Genomic DNA, 20,040 nt, shown 5'->3' with positions numbered 1-20,040 from the left:
CATCCATGACGACGCGCAAGGCCAGCTGGCGTGCGCCCTCCGTGTTGCCCGGCTTCGGGCTGACCTTCGGGTTCAGCCTGGCCTGGCTTTCCCTGATCGTGCTGATCCCGCTTTCCACGCTGTTCCTGAAGTCCGCCGGCATGGGCTGGCACGCTTTCGTGGACGTGGGCTTTTCCTCCCGCGCCCTCACCGCCTATCGCCTGAGCTTCGGCACCGCCATCGCCGCGGCCTTCGTCAACGCCGTCTTCGGCCTGCTCGTGGCCTGGGTGCTGGTGCGCTATGAATTTCCCGGCAAGCGGGTGGTGAGCGCGCTGGTGGACCTGCCCTTCGCGCTGCCCACCGCCGTTGCCGGCATTGCCCTGACCGCGCTTTACGCGCCCAGCGGCTGGGTCGGCCAGTACCTCGATCCGCTGGGCATCAAGGTGGCCTTCACGCCGATCGGCATCACCGTGGCGCTGATCTTCATCGGCCTGCCCTTCGTGGTCCGCTCGGTGGAGCCGGTGCTGGCCGACCTGGGCAAGGACGTGGAGGAAGCCGCCGCGACCCTGGGCGCGAACCGGGCGCAGACCTTCGCCCGCGTGATCTTCCCGGCGATCCTGCCCGCGCTCTTCACCGGCTTCGCGCTGGCCTTCGCGCGCGGCGTGGGCGAATATGGCTCGGTGATCTTCATCTCGGGCAACATGCCCGGCCGCACGGAGATCGCCCCGCTGCTGATCGTCACCCAGCTCGAACAGTATAATTACGACGGCGCCACGGCCATCGCCATGGTCATGATGCTGGTGTCCTTCGCGGTGCTCTTCACGCTCAACGCGCTCCAGTCGATCCGTCGCAGGAGGCTCGGCGCATGAGGCGGCACGCTCCCGGCACCGAGAGCCGGACCGCACAGGTCCTGCTGATCGGCCTTGCCCTCACTTTCCTGGCCTTCTTCCTGATGCTGCCGCTGGTCGCGGTGTTCAGCGAAGCGCTGAAGCAGGGCATCCGTCCCTTCCTGGACGCGGTGACCAACCCCGACGCCTTCTCGGCGATCCGGCTGACGCTCATCATCGCGGCGATCAGCGTGCCGCTCAACATGGTCTTCGGCCTTGCCGCCAGCTGGGCGATCACCAAGTTCAGCTTCCCCGGCAAGAACCTGCTGCTGACGCTGATCGACCTGCCCTTCTCGGTCTCCCCGGTGGTCTCGGGCCTGATCTTCGTGCTGCTGTTCGGGGCGCAAGGCCTGCTGGGGCCATGGCTGTCAGCGCACGGCGTCAAGATCATCTTCGCCGTACCCGGCATCATCCTCGCCACCGTGTTCATCACCTTCCCCTTCGTCGCGCGCGAGTTGATCCCGCTGATGATGGAGCAGGGCAAGGACGACGAGGAAGCCGCGCTCTCGCTGGGCGCCAACGGCTGGCAGACCTTCTGGCATGTGACCCTGCCGAACATCCGCTGGGGCCTGCTCTACGGCGTGCTGCTCTGCAATGCCCGCGCCATGGGCGAGTTCGGCGCGGTCTCGGTCGTCTCCGGCCATATTCGCGGCGAGACCAACACCATGCCGCTGCATGTCGAGATCCTCTACAACGAATACGATTTCGTCGGAGCCTTCGCGGTCGCCTCGCTGCTGGCCGCCCTCGCCCTCGTCACGCTCGTCCTCAAGAGCGTGCTCGAATGGCGCTTCGACCTTCACTCGGGAGCAAGCCATTGATCCGCGTCCAGAACATCACCAAGCGTTTCGGCAACTACCCGGCGCTTCACGGCATCGACCTGGAGATCCAGCCGGGCGAGTTCATCGCCCTGCTTGGCCCCTCCGGCTCCGGCAAGACGACCCTGCTGCGCATCATCGCCGGCCTGGAGTTCCAGGACGAGGGCCACGTCTACTTCGACGGGCAGGACGTTTCCGACATTCCCGTGGGCAAGCGCAATGTCGGCTTCGTGTTCCAGCAATATGCGCTGTTCCGCCACATGACCGTGGCCGACAACATCGCCTTCGGCCTCAGCGTGCGCAAGGCCCGGCTGCGCCCGGCCAAGGCGGAGATCAAGGAACGCGCGCAGGAACTGCTGCGCGTGGTCCAGCTGGAAGGGCTGGGCGACCGTTATCCCGGCCAGCTTTCCGGCGGCCAGCGCCAGCGCGTGGCGCTCGCTCGCGCGCTGGCCATCGAACCGAGCCTGCTGCTCCTGGATGAGCCGTTCGGCGCACTCGATGCCAAAGTCCGCAAGGACCTTCGCCGCTGGCTGCGCGACTTGCACAAGCAGATGGGGCTCACCTCGATCTTCGTCACGCACGACCAGGAAGAAGCGCTCGAACTCGCCGACCGCGTGGTGGTGATGGATCACGGCCGGATCGACCAGATCGGCACGCCCGAGCAAGTCTACATGGAGCCCGCCACCGCTTTCGTCTCGCACTTCGTGGGCGAGACCAACCGCCTGCCCGACGGCCGCCACATCCGCCCGCACGACATCGAGATCGTCACCGCGGCCAGCGGCCGGGGCGAAGGGCAGCTGCTGGTGGACAACGTGTTCCGCAAGGGCGGCGCCTGGCGCGTTGAAGGGCGGCTCCACGGTAGCGAGACGATCGTCGAGATCGACGTGGATGCCCATGAGCCGCCGCCCGGGATCGGCCAGACGGTCGCCATCGCCGCACGCCGGGCCCGGACCTTTGCACTGGCGGAGGAAGCCTGATGACCCGCGACAGCCAGTCCGAGCGCAATCTCGAGGAAAGCCTCGCAAAAGTCCGCGAGGCCCTGCAGGACTTGCGCTACGGCCAGATCGCCCTGACCATCCACGACGGCCGCGTCGTCCAGCTCGACGTCACCGAGAAGAAGCGCTTCTGATCCGCCAGCGCTCCCGGACGCGGTCCGGGAGCGCTGGCCCCCTTCTCGCCGCAACATGAATCTTTTGTAACCTTGCCTCCACGCCGGCTCCATGCCGCCGGGGTTAGAACGGCCATGCGGTCCGGGAACCGAATTTGACATTCGCACCCTCGTCATTGCCTCTGGTTCCCGGGCCGCACCTTCCAGAAGACCAATGAGCCTCCGGGCGGCGTTCCCCCACGCCGCCCGGAACTTCGTGAGGCACGCCGTGGCAGCACCTGTTTTCTTCGACCCCACCGGAAACCGGCGCGTCCGGGTCCGCCGCCTGTCGTTCCTGGCGCTGCTGCTGGCGATCGCCGCCTGCGTCGTCTTCGCGACGACCGTGGCCAGCGTACCGGCCCCGCCGCCGCTGCCCATCGCTTACGAACATGCCTCCCCCCTGCCGTTCCGCGCGCAGATCGGCCACCTCACCCGCAGCGCACGCAAGTTCCTGTTCGGCAAGGCGGCCGTCCAGACCCCGACGCCCGGTGCAAAGCCGATCACGGTGGGCTTCTACACGCCCTGGAGCGACGACAGCGCCACATCGCTGGAACGCCATATCGATCGGCTGGACTGGGTGGCCCCGGCCACCCTCTCCGTAGACGCGACCGGCGCTCTCAAGGTCGACGACGATGCGCGCCTGAAGCACATCCTTTCCTCCGCGCTCCACCGCCCGCTGGTGGTGCCGGTGCTCCAGAACACCGTCGACGGTGACTGGCAGGGCGATGCCACCGCCGCCCTGCTCGCCCGCCCGGTCCGCCGCCGCGCCCTGGAAACGCAAGTCGCCGCCTATCTCGACCGGACCTCGGCCGCTGGCGTCATGGTCGATTTCGAAACCATGCCCAGCGCCAGCCTGCCCAACTTGCGCCTCTTCCTGAGCGAACTGCGCGCGGTTCTGGCGCCGAAGCACCGGATCGTCTCGGTCACCATGCCGATCGACAATCCCGAATGGTCGATGCGCGCCTTCGGGCAAGTCGCCGACCGGCTGGTGCTGATGGCCTATGACGAGCACTGGCAGGGCGGCACACCCGGCCCGATCGCCTCGAACCCGTGGTTCGCGCAGAAGGTCGCCCATGCCCTGGCCGGATTGCCGCGCGGCAAGGCGATCGTCGCTCTGGGCGAATACGCCTACAACTGGCACGATGGCAAAGCCGACAGCATGACGGTGGAGGAGGCCTGGCTCGACGCGCACGACAGCGGCGCGCCGCCGCAGTACGACGCCATGAGCGGCAATGCCGGCTATTCCTATGACGATCCGCAGGACGGCCAGGATCACCGCCACGACGTGTGGATGCTGGATGCGGCCGCGACCTGGAACGAGATGCAGGTTCTCTCGCGCCTGGGCGTGGGCGACATCGCGCTCTGGCGCCTCGGCTCCGAAGATCCCGGCTTCTGGAACACGGTCAAGGCCTGGCGCACCGGCACGCGGCCGAACCTCACCCGCCTTGTCCAGGCCGCCAATGTCGACGTGGAAGGCCAGGGCGAGATCCTCGACGTGACCGCCACCCCGCAGGAAGGCAGCCGCACCGTCGGTTTCGATGCGGCCACCGGCATGATCTCGGCGGAAAGCTACACCCGCCTGCCCACGCCTTACGTCGTCCACCGGATCGGCGCCCTGCCGAAGAAAGTCGCCCTTACCTTCGACGACGGCCCGGACGCCACCTGGACCCCGCGCATCCTCTCGATCCTCGAACAGTACCACGTCCCCGGCACGTTCTTCGTCGTGGGCGAAAACGCGCTGACCAACCGCGACCTCATCAAGCGCATCGCCGACGACGGCGACGAGATCGGCAACCACAGCTACACGCACCCGAACATGGCCGAGGAAGCGGCGACCGGCATCGGCCTGGAACTCAACGCCACGCAGCGCCTGGTAGAGGCCACCACCGGCCGCTCCACGCGCCTGTTCCGCGCACCCTATTTCGGAGACGCGGAGCCCACCACGGCCGACGAACTGGTGCCGGCGGCCATCGCCCACGCCCGCGGCTATACGGTGGTCGGCCTCCACGTCGATCCGGACGACTGGAAGCGCCCCGGCGTGCAGCATGTGATCGACAGCACGATCGCGCAGGTGGAATCCGCCTCGCCCGACCGTTCGGAAAACGTGATCCTGCTGCATGACGGCGGCGGCGACCGTTCGCAGACCGTGGCGGCGCTGCCCGTCATCATCGAGCGCCTGAAGCAGGACGGCTACACGTTCGTGCCCGTCTCCACCCTTGCCGGCCTTTCGCACGATGCGGTGATGCCCAAGGTCGACGGCGTGGACCTGGCCGCCGTTCGCGCCGACGTGGCGCTGTTCGGCGCGCTGGCGGCGATCCTGGTGGCGCTCAACTGGACGTTCTTCTTCGCGATCTCGCTGGGCGTGCTGCGCTCGATCGGCCTCGCCTCGCTGGCAAGCCTGCTGCGCCGTCCGCAGCCGATGGCCGCCCCGGAGGACACTTGCGATCCGCTCGTCACCGTCATCATTCCCGCCTTCAACGAGGAACGCGTGATCGAGGCCTCGGTGCGGCGCGTGCTCGAAAGCGACTATCGCCAGCTCCAGATCATCGTCGCCGACGATGGATCGAAGGACCGGACGAGCGCCATCGTCCGCGAGGCTTTCGCCAGCAATCCCCGCGTCGAACTGCTCACCCTGGTCAACGGCGGCAAGGCCGCGGCGCTCAACCGGGCCCTGAAGGATGCGCGCGGCGGCGTGATCGTGGCGCTCGATGCCGATACCCAGTTCGAACGCGAGACGATCTCGCGCCTGGTGCGCTGGTTCGCCGATCCCGCCATCGGCGCGGTCGCGGGCAATGCCAAAGTGGGCAACCGCGTGAATCTCGTCACCCGCTGGCAGGGCGTGGAATATGTCACCGCGCAGAACCTGGAGCGCCGCGCGCTGACCCGGCTGGACGCGATCATGGTCGTGCCCGGCGCGGTCGGCGCCTGGCGCCGCGAAGCACTCGACGATGTCGGCGGCTATCCCGAGGACACTTTGGCGGAGGATCAGGACCTCACCATCGCCATCCAGCGCAAGGGCTGGAAGATCGCCTACGACGAAGACGCGGTGGCCTGGACCGAAGCGCCGGAGAGCTTCCGCGCGCTGTCCAAACAGCGCTTCCGCTGGTCGTTCGGAACGCTCCAGTGCCTCTGGAAGCACCGCGGCACCCTGGCCAAAGGCCGTCCTTCCGGCCTCGCCTTCATCGGCATGCCGCAGGCCTGGCTGTTCCAGATCGTCTTCGCGGTGATCTCGCCCGCCATCGACCTTGCCCTGCTGATCTCGATCGCCGGCACCGCCTTGCGCGTCTCGCAGCACGGCTGGGCCCAGACCCAGACCGACGTGCTGCGCATGGGCGCCTACTGGCTGGCCTTCACCCTGGTGGACCTCGCCTGCGGCTGGATCGCCTACCGCCTCGACACCCGCCGCGAGCGCTTCCGGCCGCTGCTGCTGCTGGCGCAGCGCTTCGTCTACCGCCAGCTCATGTATAGCGTGGTGATCCGCGCGGTGAGCGCCGCTTTCGCCGGCAAGGGCATCGGCTGGGGCAAGCTGGAGCGCACCGGCCGCGTCACCGCGACGCCGGGCGCCGGCCCGGCAACGCCGGCACGGGAGCGCGAACTGGAAACGGTCTGAAGGGCGCGGAAATCGGCGCGGAGATCGGCGTCAGGCCGGAATGCCGAGCCGGACCTCCAGCCCGCCGCCCGGCGTTTCCGCCAGTTCGACGCGCCCGCCATGCAGCTTCGCCACGGCCTCGACCAGCGCCAGCCCAAGCCCCGAACCGGCGACCGCGCGGCTGGGATCGAGCCTGCCGAAACGCTGCAAGGCCGCCTCGCGCCGCGCTTCCGGGATCCCGGGCCCATCGTCGCGCACGCCCAGCACGACCTGTCCCTCGCGCCGCCGGGCAAAAAGCGCGATGGTGCTGCCGCCTTCGGCATATTTGACGGCATTGTCGACCAGGTTGCCGAGCGCCTGGCTCATCAATTCGCGGTGGAGCAGCACGGTGAGCCCCACCGGCGCCTCGGCTCGCAGCACGAAGCCCGCGTCCTCGGCATAGGGCTCGTAGAGCGCCGCGAGATCGCCGAGGAAATCGCCCGCTTCCGTCTGCTCGAAGCGCTCGCGGCCGATACCGGCTTCCGCACGGCCGATCTGGAGCGCGGTGGTGAGAATGCGGGTGAGCGTATCCGCCTCGGTCAGGGCGCGCTGCATGGCAGCCTCGGCAGCCGGATCACGCGCCTCCAGCGCCGCCTGTTCCAGCACCGCGCGCAGCCGCGTGACGGGCGAGCGCAAGTCGTGCGCCAACCCTTCCGCCACCACGCGCAGCTCGCCCACCAGCGTCTCGATCCGCGCGAGCATGGCGTTGATCTCGCCGGCAAGCTCGTCGAAAGCGTCGCCCGAACCGTCCAGCGTCACGCGGGCGTCGAAAGCGCCGCTGCCCACCCGGTGCGCGGTCTGCGCCATGTCGTGGACGCGCTGGCCCACCAGCCGCGAGGTCAGGACCGCCACCAGCATCGCCAGCGGCAGGGCCAGGAACAGCGCCGCGAACAGCGCCTGCTCGAAACTGTGCTGCAGCTTGAGGTCGCGCCCGATCTCGATTCCGGCCAGCAGGATCGTACCGTCCGCAAGCCGCGTCTCGGATAGCGCCATGTTCAGCGGCTGGGCGCTGTCGCTCCGGTAGAGCACGGTCTCGAACTGGCCGCCCGCCTCGGGATCGGGCGGCGGCAGGGCCGAAAGATTGCCCACCAGGCTGCGCCCCTCACGATCGGCCAGGAGCAGGACCGGCGCACGGCGGCCCTCGCTGCGCAGCCGCCGCTCGATATTCGCCTGGAGCGCCGCCGATCCGCCGTCCTGATAAGTGTCCAGCAAGTCGTCGCGCAGTTCCTCGACCAGCGCCCGCTGCTCGTCCCGCACGCTCTGCTGACCGGCGATCCATACGAAAGTCAGCACCCCGCCGGTGGCGACGAGCTGGAACAGCACGACCGGAACGAAAAGGCGGAACGTCGTCGAGCGCAGGAAGCGCGGCAGGCGCGCGGGCGCGACCCCGCCGCCCGTCAAGCCGCCAGTCCCAGGCGGTATCCCGCCCCGCGCACGGTGTGCAGCAGCGGCGCCGCGCCGTCCTCGTCCAGCTTGCGGCGCAAGCGGCTGACATGCACGTCGATGACATTGGTGCCGGGATCGAAGTGATAGTCCCACACCGCCTCCAGCAGCATGGTGCGCGTCACCACTTCGTCGACATGGCGCAGGAAGTATTCGAGCAGGCGGAATTCGCGCGGCTGGAGATCGATGGCGCGGCTGCCGCGCCGCACCTTGCGGGCCAGCAGGTCCATTTCCAGATCGCCGCAGGCCAGCCGGGTTTCAACCGCCGCCTGCCCGCCGCTGCGCTTCACCAGCAGGCGCACCCGGGCGAGCAGTTCCGCAAAGGCGAAAGGCTTGGTGAGATAGTCGTCCGCGCCGGAGGTGAGCCCCGCCACGCGGTCATCGGTCGATCCCAGGGCCGACAGCACGATCACCGGCGTCTCGATCCCGCCTGCGCGCAGGGCGCCCAGTACCGACATGCCGTCCATCTGCGGGATCATGCGGTCCAGCACGATGGCATCGTAAGTCCCGTCGCTGGCCAGGAACAGCGCATCGCGCCCGTTCGCGGCCCGATCGACCACGAAGCCCTCCTCGGCCATGCCCTTGGCGATATAGGTCGCCGTGGCGTCGTCGTCCTCGACGACCAGCAGCTTGTGACCCATTTCTTTGCCCGGCCCCTTCACATCGCGGTTCAGAGCCCTTGCGGCCCCGGCTCCCGGGCAAGATCGATCGTGCGGACCGCGCCCTGGTGCACTACCTTCAGGTGAATAGGCCGTTGTCCGCGCTCAGACAACTCCTCGGCGAGGGCCTGCAGGCTCGGCGGTTCGTGGCCGTCGGCGCTTTCGATCCAGTCTCCCACCGCCAGCCCCGCCTTCTCGGCATAGCCGCGCGATCGCACGCTGGTGACGACCAGCCCCGGCTGCGGCCCCGGCACCGGGTCCGCGGTGAAGTCCAGAGCCTGCCGCCAGCCCTCGGCCGAAAGCGTGCCATGGGGATGGGGCAGGGTCTGGCCGATCAGGCCGAAGTGCCGCTGCGCCCAGATGTCGCCCCAGGTCAGCGCGCCGGTCACGGCCAGCAGCGCGCCCAGCATCGGCAGCAGGCTGAGTATCCGCGTCCTGCGGCGACTGCCCAGGTCCTGCGCCTCGCTCACGCGAAAGCCTCCTGGCCCAAAGCCGGCTGGCCCAAAGCCGCTCGGCCACAGCAGGACATGCAGCCGGGCCTGCCGGCAAGGAAAGGGGAGATGGGCGAAACGAACATGAAGCGGCACGATCCTCGGCGCCAGTACGAGACTGACCGCAAGCTACACCCTTGCCCTGCACTATCGCAGCACGGCGTGCCGGAGTCACATTAAGGAAAGTCCATGTTTGCTCCACGCTGCGGCAAGGTCCGCGCGCCCAGACCTGCAGCATGAAGAAGGCTGGCAGCATGAGAGGAACAGCACCCCGTCGGTCGCGGCGCCGCGCCGCCTGGCTGGCCGCGGTGGTCATCGTCGCCGCGGCCGTGCTGGCCATTTGGCTCGGATGGCTCGGCGCCTGGAACGCCAGCCCTTTCGCGGACCTGCCGGCAGCAAGCGCCGGCACGGTCAAGGGCGAGCGCTATGCCGCCGTCCTGCTCTCAGGCGACATGGGGCCGCGCGCCGGGCTGGGCGGGCAACTGGCCACCCGCCTCGCGGATCACGGCCTGGCCACCGTCTCGGTCAATTCGCTCACCTACTTCAAGGTCCGCCGCACGCCCGCCGAGGTTTCCGCCATGCTGGCCGAGGCCATCCACCGCGCCATGGCGCTGGGCCATGCCGACCGCGTGATCGTGCTCGGCCAGTCGTTCGGCTCCGACATGGTTCATGTCGGGCTGGAGCATCTTCCCGCTGACGTGCGGCGCCATGTCGCGATGGTCGTGCTCACCGTGCCCACGCGCACCGTGTTCCTGCGCGTCTCGCCGCTCGAATGGCTGGATCGCACGCCGCCCGACGCGCCTGCCCTGCCCAGCGCCATGAAGCTGGATTGGGTTCCCGTCGTCTGTATCCATGGCCGCGACGAGCCGGACAGCCTCTGCCCGCTGCTTCACCTGCCGCGCCTGACGCAGATCGTCCTGCCCGGCGACCATTACCTCGACAAGGATGCCGACCGCCTGTTCGCTGCGATCCGCGGCGCCCTGACCGCGCATTTCGGCCCCGGTCGCATATTCGCCAAGCGCCTCACGAGCGGCGCGGAGATCGCCTCATGACTTCGTTCACCCGCGCCTTGCGGAGCGCTCTGCAGCGCACCCTGCCGCGTCCCCGCCTGCGCGCTTTCCTGCCGGTGCTCGCGCCGCTGCTGATCGGCGCGCTGGCCGCCACTGCCCCGGCCCGGCCGGTCAATACCATCAGCCCCTACGGGCGCTGGCTCAATCCCCGCGGCGACGTGGAAGTCTCGGTCGCGCCTTGCGGGGCGATGCTGTGCGGCACGGTCACCTGGGTCGGCGGCGCGGCGGTGGCCGATGCCACGGATGCCGGCGTCGGCCATCTCGTCGGCACCCAGCTCCTGCGCGACTACCACCGCGAGGAAGACGGCGGCTGGCAGGGGCAGGTCTTCGTGCCGGACATGGGCGAGAGCTTCTTCTCCCGCATTCGCCAGCCCGATCCGGCGCACCTCAAGATCAGCGGCTGCATCCTGCACGGGTTGATCTGCAAGTCGCAGACATGGACACGCCGGTCATGAGCGCGGCCGGGATCCTGCAGCCGCTCGGACGCCGCTTCGCCCACCTCCAGCCGCTGGCCCGCCGCCTGGCGATCCCCGCGCAGCTCGCCGTGGCCGCTTTCGTGCTGGCGCTGGCGGCGATCTGCCTGCACCGGCTGGCGATGTCGCTGAACCTGCACGCGCTGGTCCGCACCGCGCGCGCCATCCCCGCATGGCGCTTCGCCGCCGCACTGGGGCTGACCGGGGCGAGCTACCTGCTGCTCACCATCTACGATGTCATGGCCCTGCGCACCATCGGCCGCCCGCTGCCCTATCGCACGGCCGCGCTGGCTTCGTTCACCAGCTATACCCTCAGCCACAACCTCGGCTTCGGCCTTTTGACCGGCGCCGCCGCGCGCCTGCGCATCTACGGCGCCAAAGGCCTGGGCACCGGCGAAGTCGCCCGCGTCACCGCCATTGCCGGGATCACGTTCTGGACCGGCGTGCTGGCCTCCGGCGCGCTGGCCCTGCTGGTCCATCGCCGGCCATTGGTCGTGGCCGAGCACGTCCTTCCGCTGGGCGTCCAGCATGGCGTGGGTGCCGGGCTGCTCGTACTGCTGTCGGCCGGCGCGCTGACGGCCCGGCGCTGGCACCTGCCGCCCCCGGCAGCGATCGCACGGATGACCCTGGTGGCCCTGGCGGAAATCGCCGCCGCCTGCGGCACGCTCTACGTCCTGCTCCCTCACGCGCCGATCGCGCTCTATCCGCCGCTGCTGCTCGCTTACGTCCTGGCCATCGTCATCGCGCTGGTGAGCCACGTTCCCGGCGGCCTCGGCGTGTTCGAAGCCACGGTGGTCGCGCTCTGCCCGCAGATCCCGGCGGGTGAACTGGTGGCCGCACTGCTGGTCTACCGCATTGTCTACTATCTCCTGCCGCTGGCCTTCGCGATGGTCCTGCTGGTCCGCCACGAACATGCCCGCTGGCGCCGCCCCGCGGTGCTGGCGCTGAAGGCGGGGGAGACGATGATGGTCAGCCTGGCGCCGCGCGCGCTGGCGCTGCTGGTGTTCCTGGGCGGCGCCATCCTGCTGCTCTCCGGCGCGACCCCCGCCTTGCCCGAGCGCATGGCCGACATCCGCGGCATCGTGCCGCTGCCTTTCGTGGAAGCCTCGCAGATCGCCGCCAGCCTGGTGGGCACGCTGCTGCTGCTGCTGGCCCCCGCGCTCTATCGCCGGCTGGACGCGGCCTTTCTGCTCACCCGCGCGCTGCTGCTGGCCGGGGCCGCCTTCTCGCTGATCAAGGGCCTGGACTGGGAGGAAGCGCTCACCCTGCTGGCGGTGGCCGGTATCCTGCAACTGGCGCGCAAGGGCTTCTGGCGGCGAACCGCGCTGACGGCCGACGTGATGAGCGCCAACTGGATCCTGGCGATGGTCGCCACGATCGCGCTGGCCATCGTCATCGGTTACTTCGCCCAGACTTTCCCCGCCTATCGCGGCAGCCTCTGGTGGAAGTTCGCCTGGTCCGGCGACGCTTCGCGCTATCTGCGCACCAGCTTCGCCGTCGCGGTGCTGATGTGCGCCTCGGTCCTGCTCGCCTTCCTGCGCCCCTCGCGCCGGGCACGCCTGCCGGATGAAATCGCGGTCGACGTTGACGCCGCACTCCGCCATGCCACCCGCTCGGAATCGATGCTGGCGCTCACCGGGGACAAGCTGTTCCTGGCCGGTCCCGACAATCGCAGCATGCTGATGTACCAGGTCCAGGGCCATTCCTGGATCGTCATGGGAGACCCCGTGGGCGATCCCGCGGACTGGCCCGAACTGCTCTGGCGCCTGCGCGAGCGGGCGGACGCCAACCAGGGCCGCGTCCTGCTCTACCAGGTCACGCCCGAAGTCCTGCCCATCGCCATCGACATGGGCCTGCAGCTGATGAAATACGGCGAGGAAGCCCGCGTGGAGCTCACCCGCTTCGGTCTCGAAGGCCCTGCGGCCCGGCCGCTGCGCCATGCCATGCGCCGCGCCGAGCGCGAGGGCGCCGAATTCGCCATCGTCCCCGCCGCCCGCGTGCCGGGCCTCATGGCCGAGCTTGGCGCGGTTTCGGACGAGTGGCTGCGCGCAAAAGGCCAGCGCGAGAAAGCCTTCAGCGTCGGCCGCTTCGATGCGGCCTATATCGCCCGCTGCGACGTGGCCGTGGTCCGCTGCGCGGGCCGGATCGTCGCTTTCGCCAATCTCTGGAAGACGGCGGGGCGGCAGGAACTCTCGGTCGACCTCATGCGCCACCGCGCCGAGGTACCTTATGGCTGCATGGACTTCCTGTTCACCCGTCTCATGCTCTGGGGCCGGCAGGAAGGCTACGCCTGGTTCAACCTCGGCCTTGCGCCGCTCTCCGGCATCGAGGCCCGCCGCCTCGCGCCGACCTGGGCACGGGCCGCCGGGATGCTGTTCCGCCACGGCGAGGCCTTCTATGGCTTCGAAGGCCTGCGGAACTACAAGGAGAAGTTCTCCCCCCTCTGGGAGCCGCGCTACATCGCCTGCAACGGCGGCATGGCCACCGGCCGCGCGCTGCTGGATCTCCAGTCGCTCATCGCCGACGGCAAGGGCAGCGCCGCGCGCCAGCATACCGAACGGCAGCGGGAAATGCGTTGAGGCGCAAGCGGGTTCCGAACATGGGCAGGCCCGTCCCGCCCACGGCTTCCCTGCGCCGGGACGCAGCCGCGGACGGCACTCGATAAGGCAGGACATGCCTTCCCCCCGCCGCTATCGTAATCGGCGAAGTCACCAGAATTCCGGAAAAACGCCCCGATGTCCGTCATTGCCGCCCGCCTCTATCGCCAGGGCCACCCCGCCGAGCCGGTCTCGCTCGAAAACTGCCCGCCGATCCAGGACCGGCCCCAGGGGCAAGGCGAGGACTTCGTCTGGATCGGCCTGCATGAGCCGACCGAAGCCGAATTGCGCGCGGTCCAGAAGACCTACGGCCTCCATCCCCTGGCCGTCGAGGATGCGCTGAAGGCGCACCAGTTGCCCAAAGTCGATATCTATGGCGACCAGCTCTTCGTCATCGCCCGCACCGCTCACCTCGAAGGCGACGAAATCGTCTATGGAGAGACCTCGGTGTTCGTGGGCAAGCACCATGTGATCTCGGTCCGCCACGGTTCCGCGCGGGCCCATACCGAGCTGCGCGCCCAGCTGGAGGCCGCGCCCACCCTGCTCTCCAATGGCGTCGACTACGTCCTTCACGCCATTCTCGACTTCATCGTCGATGGCTACCTGCCCATCGTCGAGACCATCGAGGAAAACGTGCTGGAGATCGAGAAGCGCGCGCTCGACGCCTTCCTCGACCGCGAGGACGTGATGCGCCTGTTCGGCCTGCGCCGCGAACTGATCCGGTTCCAGCGCGTGCTGGGGCCGATGGCGGAAGTGAGCAGCAAGCTCGTCCACCTCGACGTGCCCTATCTGGATGCGGCGGTGCGGCCCTACTTCGCGGACGTCTTCGATCATGTGCGCCGGGTCGATTCCATGGTCGCCAGCCTGCGCGAAGTGCTGACGACAGTGTTCGAAGTAAGCCACCTGCTGGAATCGCAGCGCCAGGGCACGATCACCCGCCAACTCGCCGCCTGGGCCGCCATCCTGGCTGTCCCCACCGCGATTGCGGGCATCTACGGCATGAACTTCGAGAACATGCCCGAATTGCACATGCGCTACGGCTATTTCGGGGTGCTGACCGTGATCGCCGTGCTCTGCGCCACGCTCTATGCGTGGTTCCGCCATACCCGCTGGCTCTGATCCTCCCACGCCCGCCGCACATCCCACAGGCCCAAAGGAAAGGCCGCGGAATTCCCTGGGGAACTCCGCGGCCAATCTTCGCAAGCGGTCGTGATCGCTTACGAAGAGCTACCTGTGGTGCTCGAACCCGAAGTGGGGGTCAGCCCGCTCGCGCTCGAACCGGCCGTCGTCGAACCAGTGGCAGTCGAACCCGTGGCCGTGGAACCTGTCCGTGCCGAGCCGGGAACCGAAGCCCCCTGGCCGGTGTCCGTCCAGTTCGTGCCGCCGGTGACGCGCAAGTTGTTCTGGACGTGCTTCACGCCGGTGACGTCATCGGCAAGGTCTTCCGCACGGCGCTTGGCGTTGCGGCTGCCCACGGTGCCGTCCAGCGTGATCTCGCCGTCCTTGGCGACGACGCGGATATTGGTGGCATCCACGCGCCAGTCCTGCGTCAGGCGGTCGTTCACATCCTCGCGGATGCGCTCGTCGGATCGGGTATAGTCCGAAGGACCGCGACCGCGATGGTCGTCCTCGCGGCGGCGGGCGGCCTCTTCGTCGCCAAACCAGCTGGCGATCTCGTCACCGGCCTTCGCGAAGAAGCCGCGTTCCTCGCCATATTCGCGCCACTCGCCGTAATCGCGCGGGCTGCGGCTTTCGCTTTCCTGTTCGCCATAGCCACGGCTGCCGAAATATCCGCGGCCGAACGTGTCGAACGTCGGGCGGTAGCTGAAGCTCGGGCTCAGTCCGCCCCCACCGCCGCGCCGGGCAGAAAAGTCCCGTCCGCCGTAGTCCTCGCTGGTGAAGCTGGCGAAGTCGTTGCCGCCGCTGGCATCGTATTCGCGGCTGGGATAAGCGCCGCGGTCGCCCGAAAAGCGATAGGACTGGTCACCGCCGCGCCGACTGTAGTCGTCGCCATAGGCGCGTTCGCCGTAGCCACGCTCGCGGCCATAGCGCCCGCCGGCTCGTCCGCCCTCTCGATAGCCCGCCCCGTCGCGGCCAGCGGCTCGATAGCCGGACTCGTCGCGGGGATCGCTGCGATAGCGGCCTTCCAGGTCCTCCGCGGACGTGGCGCGGCGGCGGCGCGTCTCTTCGGAATAGCGGGTCTGCTGGTCTTCGTCGTTACCCCAGCCGCCGGTCTGGCGAGGGGATTCGCTTTGCCACTGGTTGGCCTGGCGGGGAGTTTCCCAGTCGGAGTCTTCGTTGCGGTAACCACCGGACTGCTGGCCGCCGAAGTTCGAATCACGCCGATTCATCGATGCTCTCCTTGGTGTCGTTCTGCTATGCCGAGACCGGCCCCGGCCGGGGTGCGGGGGCGCGCTCTGCATCGGCTGATAGTGGAACGTGGCGGGACGGACAGACGATCCACTGCCCAACGCTCAAGGAATCGATTTCATCGCACGCGGAGAAAATGCGGCCGCCCGAAAGCCTAGAACTGCATCCTCACCTGACAGCCGAGCGCGAGCGCATCTGCCGTGGAGCGGAAGCTGAACGCGCCCGGGTCGAGAATGTACTGCACGTCCGGACGCACCACCAGCCAGCGGTTCGCCTGGAAGCCGTAGCTCAGTTCGATGGCCGTTTCCCCTGCCGGCAGCGAGGCATAGCTGCCCGGCACCGGCGCCGTATCGACATGAAGGCGGCGCAGGCGCGGATCGACAACGGCATGGGTGAAGCCCAGCCCCACGGTGTCGGCATCACGGCCCGCGAACGTCCCGGTCTTGACCAGGCCGCCCGCGTACCAGCGGGTGATCTGCGCCGAGATCTGCGGATTGGCCGTGAACTGCCCGAAGACCGAGAGGCCGCGGCTGCTGCCGCTCCGCCCCCTACTCTCGCGCCAGATCATCTGGTCCGCCAGGATATAGAAGCCGTAGCGCCCTTTCACGGTGCCGCCGCCGCCCTGCCGGGTGACGCGAGACGTATCGTAATAGCCGCCCACCTTGTAGTGCCCGGGAAGGACGCGGCTGCCTTTCGCCGCGCCGGGATCGTATTCGAACTCCAGCGGCAGGAGCACGCCGATGGTGCCGCCGGCGAAGGGGTTCCAGGCATTGTCCTGATCGTTGAGGCGCGGGTTCACCTGGTAGAGCCCGGTGCGCACGATCAGGTCCGGCCGCAACCGATAGCGCAAGGCCGCGCCCCAGCGGGCATTGGGGTAGTTGTACCAGCCGCTGTCGCCGGACATCGACAGCGGATGGGCGCAGAAGGCCGCGTTCACGAAATTGCAGCCGATCGGCATGCCGCCCAGATCGTTGCCCATGGCGAAATAGCCGAGCCGCAGGTCGAGCTTGCCGCCCATCAGGCTCTGCTCGATGCTGGCCTCTGTCAGGCGCGCGTAATAGCCGCCGGCCGCCTCCTGGATCGGCAGGCGATTGCCCACGTAGTCCGAAGAGAGGCCCACGCCCCGCCGGTCGTTCACGGTCAGGTGCACGGTGGCGCCCTGCCAGCCGGCCAGGCGCTCCATGTCGAGATCCGTACCCATGCGGACTTGCTGGACGTACGTGGTGCCGCGGCGCTCTCCGCCATCCACGGCCGAGAATGTCTCCGAGACGTAGTCGCCGCGAAAGGTCACGCCCGACTGCTTCAGCCGGGTGCGCAAGCCGCCCCAGTCCCCCGTGAGGGTCTCGCGCCCGGCGGGCGGCGGGACCGGCTTTTCGGCGGCGGCCGGGGGTTCGACCGGCCCGGCGGTTTGCGGCGCTTCCGGTTCATCCGCATGAGCGGGAAGCGCGGCCAGCGGCGCGGCGAGAAGCAGCCCGAAACCGGTGGTCCGGGCGGCACGGCGAATCAAGGTCTGGATGCTTCGGGCCAAGGCCCCCTCCTCCCCGCCGTCCTGCGTGACGCGGGCTTGCTTTCGTTTGAAGGAATAAGGGGCGGCGACCGGCGCCGCCCCCAGCCGCTACTTGAGCGTATAAGCGATCACGTAGTCCCCGCGGTCGGGCGACTGACGCGCACCGCCTGCAGTGATGACGACATATTGCTTGCCCGTCCGGGGCGACTTGTAGCTCATCGGCCCGCCCTGGCTGCCGACCGGCAGACGGGCCTTCCAGACTTCCTTGCCGTTCGCCGCGTTGAAGGCGCGCAAGTAGTAGTCCTGGGTACCGGCGATGAAGACCAGGCCGCCCTGCGTGGCCAGCGTTCCGCCCAGGGTCGGCAGGCCGATCGGGATCGGCAGGCCCATCTTGATGCCCATGGGGCCGGTATCGCGCACGGTGCCGACCGGGACCTGCCACTTCACTTTGCGGGTCTTCATGTCGATCGCCGTCAGCGTGCCGAAGGGCGGGGCCTGGCAGGGAACGCCCAGCGCGGAGAGGAAGCGGTCCTTCACCACCGAATAGGGCGTGCCCTTCAGCGGCACGCTGCCCATGCCGGTGTTGATCGCCTCGCCCGCGGCGCCGGCCTTGCCCGCCTGCGCCCTGGTCTGGGCGACCATGCGCACCCAGAGGCCCAGGCGCATGTCGTTGGCGAAGATCGTGCCCGTGGTCGGGTCGGTCGAAAGCCCGCCCCAGTTCATTCCGCCCAGCGATCCCGGGAAGCTGAGCGACTTGTCGGTGCCCGGCGCGGTGTAGAGCCCTTCGTAACGCATGCCCTTGAAGGCGATGCGGCACAGGAGCTGGTCGAAAGGCGTGGCGCCCCACATGTCCGCCTCGGTCAGCGGGCCCACGCCGATCTGCGGCATGCCCACCGAACGCGGCTGGGTGAGCGCGTAAGGCTCGTTGGGGATATCCGCGGCCTTGACCGCGACGTCGGCCACTTCGGTCAGCGGCTTGCCGGTCGCGCGGTCGAGCACGTAGAGCTGGCCGGCCTTGGTGCCGAAGACCAGCGCCGGGACCGTCCGCCCGTCCTTGGCCGCGAAGTCGATGAAGCTGGGCTGCATCGGCAGGTCGAAGTCCCAGAGGTCGTTGCGGACGGTCTGGAAGTGCCACTTCTCCTTGCCGGTCGTGGCATCGAGCGCCAGCATCGAAGCGCCGTAGCGGTGATCCAGCGACCTCCGGGGAACGCCGTAGAGATCGACCGAGGAACTGCCCACCGGCATGAACACGGTGTTCGACGCCGGATCGTAGGACATCGCCGCCCAGACATTGGGGGTGGAGCGGGTATAGGTCTGGCCCGGCGCGGGCATGCCGGTGATCGCCGGGTTACCGGGATCGAAAGCCCAGCGCAGCTGGCCGGTGACCACGTCGAAGCCGCGCATCACGCCGCCCGGCATGTCGACCTGCACGTTGTCCGCCACGCGGCCGCCGACGACCACGGTAGTGCCGGCCAGGGTCGGCGCCGAGGTCAGCTGATATTGCGGGTCCGGCGCATTGCCGAGCCCGGCCTTGAGGTCGACGCGGCCGCCGTTGCCGAAGTCCGGGCAGAACTTGCCGGTCTCGGCATCGAGCGCGATCAGTTCGGCATTGATGGTGTTCATCAGGATGCGGCGGTGGCACGGCGCGCCCTCAGGCACGGTAACGGCGGTCACCGGGCTCGATCCGGGCATCGCCGGCTGCTGAAGGGGTGCCCTGGCATCGAAATAGGCCAGGCCGCGGCAGCGGTTCCAGACGGAAGCGCGCGCATCGATCCGCGCCTTCCACTTCTCGCGCCCGGTATCGGCATCGAGCGCAATGACGTTGTTGTGCGGCGTGCAGATATAGACGGTATCGCCCACCTGGAGCGGGGTATCCTGGTCCTCGGCGCCATTGCCGTCGCTCACGGCCACATCGCCGGTGCGGTAGGTCCAGGCGACCTTGAGGTTTTTCACGTTGTCGCGGGTGATCTGGTCCAGCGCGGCGAAGCGGCTGCCACCGCTGGTGTTGCCATAGGCTTCCCAGTTCTTCTGCTCATGCGCGGGATCGACCGGGACCAGAGCGCCTTCCGGACCCGAGAAGGCAACGGTCGCATGGGGCACGAACATGCCCGCAAAACCCGCGGCCGAGCCAAGCCCGACGACCGCCGCCACGCCCAGCGCGGGTTTCCACGCCGGAGCCAGGCCGGCAGCGCGGCGCAGCAGCGGATAGGAGACCGCAACCACCGTCGCGCCGACGCCCATGGCCAGAAGGCGCGAGATCAGCGGCCAGAACGAGAAGCCTACTTCCCAGAGCGCCCAGGGAACCGTCAGCAGGAAGACTGCGCCGAACAGCAGTGCACCGATCGGCCGGCGGCGCGCGATCAGCACGCCCGAGACCATCAGCGCGAGGCCGGCCAGTACGAAGTAGAGGCTGCCCCCCAGACTGACGAGCTTCGCGCCGCCGATCGTGAAGAAGAGCCCGGCGGCCACGACCACCACCCCCAGCAGGAAGAGCCATGCCCTTGTCGGCATATTGGCGTCGTGCTTCCTGGCGTCGTACTTCGTGCCCCGCATTCGGCACCTCCTTGCTTTGATTTCACATGCGATTCAGAATCGCGCAGCGCGGAAAAAGGCGAACAGAAACGGTCAGGACACGCGCGATCCGGCCTTCCGGTTCAGGAAAGCAGGAACAGCGCGCAATCAATGCTTTGCCGGTCTGGTGACTGCACGGATTGGAAGCGTCGCGCATTGGCACTCCATCACGCTCTCGACCAATTTGAATTGCGCAAGGGCAATCGCTTATTGCTTTGTTATTGCTATAGTATTCCAAACCATAAAGTTATGGAAGTCTATCTTTACGTTATAGCCGCGCGACATGGAGGCGGAGAACGTCGGATCGGACGCATTGTCTACCGATTAAGTTGACATTGAAGAGGCAGTGTGCGAGCGCCCGGATCGACAGTTTGCGGCCGCCTGCCCTTGCAGGATGCACCGC

General features: G+C 68.4%; 16 protein-coding genes. 9 read left to right on the top strand and 7 right to left on the bottom strand.

Annotated features, from left to right (window positions below):
* Positions 1-5 precede the first annotated feature (5 nt).
* From cysT to EDF57_RS22780, 5 genes are all read left to right on the top strand, one after another.
* Positions 6-848 carry a sulfate ABC transporter permease subunit CysT gene (gene cysT, locus EDF57_RS22800; protein ID WP_243654393.1) on the top strand — a complete coding sequence of 281 codons (843 nt, stop codon included), beginning with the start codon at positions 6-8 and terminating at the stop codon, positions 846-848.
* On the top strand, positions 845-1,684 hold the full coding sequence (cysW, locus tag EDF57_RS22795; protein WP_132268810.1) for a sulfate ABC transporter permease subunit CysW: 840 nt from the start codon (positions 845-847) through the stop codon (positions 1,682-1,684). The genes cysT and cysW overlap by 4 nt, the downstream gene beginning before the upstream one ends.
* Positions 1,681-2,658: a sulfate ABC transporter ATP-binding protein gene (locus EDF57_RS22790; protein ID WP_243654394.1), complete on the top strand. Its 978-nt coding sequence runs from the start codon at positions 1,681-1,683 to the stop codon at positions 2,656-2,658. The genes cysW and EDF57_RS22790 overlap by 4 nt, the downstream gene beginning before the upstream one ends.
* Positions 2,658-2,810, top strand: a complete 153-nt coding sequence (locus EDF57_RS22785; protein WP_132268813.1) for a YezD family protein — start codon at positions 2,658-2,660, stop codon at positions 2,808-2,810. Before EDF57_RS22790 ends, EDF57_RS22785 begins: the two co-directional genes overlap by 1 nt.
* 247 nt (positions 2,811-3,057) lie before the next feature.
* Positions 3,058-6,438 (top strand): glycosyltransferase, encoded by a 3,381-nt coding sequence (locus EDF57_RS22780; RefSeq protein ID WP_134095974.1) that lies wholly within the window; start codon positions 3,058-3,060, stop codon positions 6,436-6,438.
* Positions 6,439-6,468: 30 nt separating this feature from the next.
* On the opposite strand, the gene EDF57_RS22775 is transcribed toward EDF57_RS22780, so the two are convergent.
* Genes EDF57_RS22775 through EDF57_RS22765 form a run of 3 tightly spaced genes read right to left on the bottom strand, consistent with a single transcriptional unit; the run spans position 6,469 to position 9,028 of the window.
* A complete protein-coding gene (locus tag EDF57_RS22775) occupies positions 6,469-7,857 on the bottom strand; it encodes an ATP-binding protein (protein ID WP_243841241.1) in 1,389 nt (462 codons plus the stop codon).
* Positions 7,854-8,540: a response regulator transcription factor gene (locus EDF57_RS22770; protein WP_132268819.1), complete on the bottom strand. Its 687-nt coding sequence runs from the start codon at positions 8,538-8,540 to the stop codon at positions 7,854-7,856. The genes EDF57_RS22775 and EDF57_RS22770 overlap by 4 nt, the downstream gene beginning before the upstream one ends.
* A gap of 29 nt (positions 8,541-8,569) precedes the next feature.
* Complete coding sequence (locus EDF57_RS22765) at positions 8,570-9,028, bottom strand: PDZ domain-containing protein (RefSeq protein ID WP_134095973.1); 459 nt, start codon at positions 9,026-9,028, stop codon at positions 8,570-8,572.
* Positions 9,029-9,303: 275 nt separating this feature from the next.
* Here EDF57_RS22765 and EDF57_RS22760 point away from each other — a divergent pair, with 275 nt between their 5' ends.
* The 4 genes from EDF57_RS22760 to EDF57_RS22745 all read left to right on the top strand — a co-directional run bounded on the left by EDF57_RS22760 (position 9,304) and on the right by EDF57_RS22745 (position 14,308).
* Positions 9,304-10,101 carry an AcvB/VirJ family lysyl-phosphatidylglycerol hydrolase gene (locus EDF57_RS22760; protein ID WP_134095972.1) on the top strand — a complete coding sequence of 266 codons (798 nt, stop codon included), beginning with the start codon at positions 9,304-9,306 and terminating at the stop codon, positions 10,099-10,101.
* Entirely contained in the window at positions 10,098-10,574 is a 477-nt protein-coding gene (locus tag EDF57_RS22755; RefSeq protein ID WP_132268824.1) for a DUF2147 domain-containing protein, read from the top strand. The genes EDF57_RS22760 and EDF57_RS22755 overlap by 4 nt, the downstream gene beginning before the upstream one ends.
* Positions 10,556-13,171, top strand: a complete 2,616-nt coding sequence (mprF, locus tag EDF57_RS22750) for a bifunctional lysylphosphatidylglycerol flippase/synthetase MprF (RefSeq protein WP_243841240.1) — start codon at positions 10,556-10,558, stop codon at positions 13,169-13,171. Before EDF57_RS22755 ends, mprF begins: the two co-directional genes overlap by 19 nt.
* Positions 13,172-13,327: 156 nt before the next feature.
* On the top strand, positions 13,328-14,308 hold the full coding sequence (locus tag EDF57_RS22745) for a magnesium and cobalt transport protein CorA (protein WP_132268825.1): 981 nt from the start codon (positions 13,328-13,330) through the stop codon (positions 14,306-14,308).
* A gap of 98 nt (positions 14,309-14,406) precedes the next feature.
* On the opposite strand, the gene EDF57_RS22740 is transcribed toward EDF57_RS22745, so the two are convergent.
* The 4 genes from EDF57_RS22740 to EDF57_RS25650 all read right to left on the bottom strand — a co-directional run bounded on the left by EDF57_RS22740 (position 14,407) and on the right by EDF57_RS25650 (position 19,794).
* Complete coding sequence (locus EDF57_RS22740; RefSeq protein ID WP_134095971.1) at positions 14,407-15,540, bottom strand: BON domain-containing protein; 1,134 nt, start codon at positions 15,538-15,540, stop codon at positions 14,407-14,409.
* A 173-nt stretch (positions 15,541-15,713) separates the two neighbouring features.
* Positions 15,714-17,087 (bottom strand): carbohydrate porin, encoded by a 1,374-nt coding sequence (locus EDF57_RS22735; protein ID WP_243841239.1) that lies wholly within the window; start codon positions 17,085-17,087, stop codon positions 15,714-15,716.
* An 87-nt stretch (positions 17,088-17,174) separates the two neighbouring features.
* Entirely contained in the window at positions 17,175-19,619 is a 2,445-nt protein-coding gene (locus tag EDF57_RS22730; RefSeq protein ID WP_134095970.1) for a glucose/quinate/shikimate family membrane-bound PQQ-dependent dehydrogenase, read from the bottom strand.
* 22 nt (positions 19,620-19,641) lie between these two features.
* Positions 19,642-19,794, bottom strand: a complete 153-nt coding sequence (locus tag EDF57_RS25650; protein WP_165921496.1) for a hypothetical protein — start codon at positions 19,792-19,794, stop codon at positions 19,642-19,644.
* Positions 19,795-20,040 lie beyond the last annotated feature (246 nt).

This window comes from Novosphingobium sp. PhB55, from assembly GCF_004368805.1.
In the GTDB taxonomy this organism is placed as follows: domain Bacteria; phylum Pseudomonadota; class Alphaproteobacteria; order Sphingomonadales; family Sphingomonadaceae; genus Novosphingobium.
Note: the sequence above shows the minus strand (reverse complement) of the source record. Positions and strands in the feature narration are given on the sequence as shown.

Bases quoted from the DNA above. Each gene is read 5' to 3' on its own strand.
- cysT (WP_243654393.1), top strand. From the start codon at position 6: ATGACGACGCGCAAGGCCAGCTGGCGTGCGCCCTCCGTGTTGCCCGGC.
- cysW (WP_132268810.1), top strand. From the start codon at position 845: ATGAGGCGGCACGCTCCCGGCACCGAGAGCCGGACCGCACAGGTCCTG.
- EDF57_RS22785 (WP_132268813.1), top strand. From the start codon at position 2,658: ATGACCCGCGACAGCCAGTCCGAGCGCAATCTCGAGGAAAGCCTCGCA.
- EDF57_RS22770 (WP_132268819.1), bottom strand. From the start codon at position 8,540: ATGGGTCACAAGCTGCTGGTCGTCGAGGACGACGACGCCACGGCGACC.
- EDF57_RS22760 (WP_134095972.1), top strand. From the start codon at position 9,304: ATGAGAGGAACAGCACCCCGTCGGTCGCGGCGCCGCGCCGCCTGGCTG.
- EDF57_RS22755 (WP_132268824.1), top strand. From the start codon at position 10,098: ATGACTTCGTTCACCCGCGCCTTGCGGAGCGCTCTGCAGCGCACCCTG.
- mprF (WP_243841240.1), top strand. From the start codon at position 10,556: ATGGACACGCCGGTCATGAGCGCGGCCGGGATCCTGCAGCCGCTCGGA.
- EDF57_RS22745 (WP_132268825.1), top strand. From the start codon at position 13,328: ATGTCCGTCATTGCCGCCCGCCTCTATCGCCAGGGCCACCCCGCCGAG.
- EDF57_RS22740 (WP_134095971.1), bottom strand. From the start codon at position 15,540: ATGAATCGGCGTGATTCGAACTTCGGCGGCCAGCAGTCCGGTGGTTAC.
- EDF57_RS22730 (WP_134095970.1), bottom strand. From the start codon at position 19,619: ATGCGGGGCACGAAGTACGACGCCAGGAAGCACGACGCCAATATGCCG.
- EDF57_RS25650 (WP_165921496.1), bottom strand. From the start codon at position 19,794: ATGCGCGACGCTTCCAATCCGTGCAGTCACCAGACCGGCAAAGCATTG.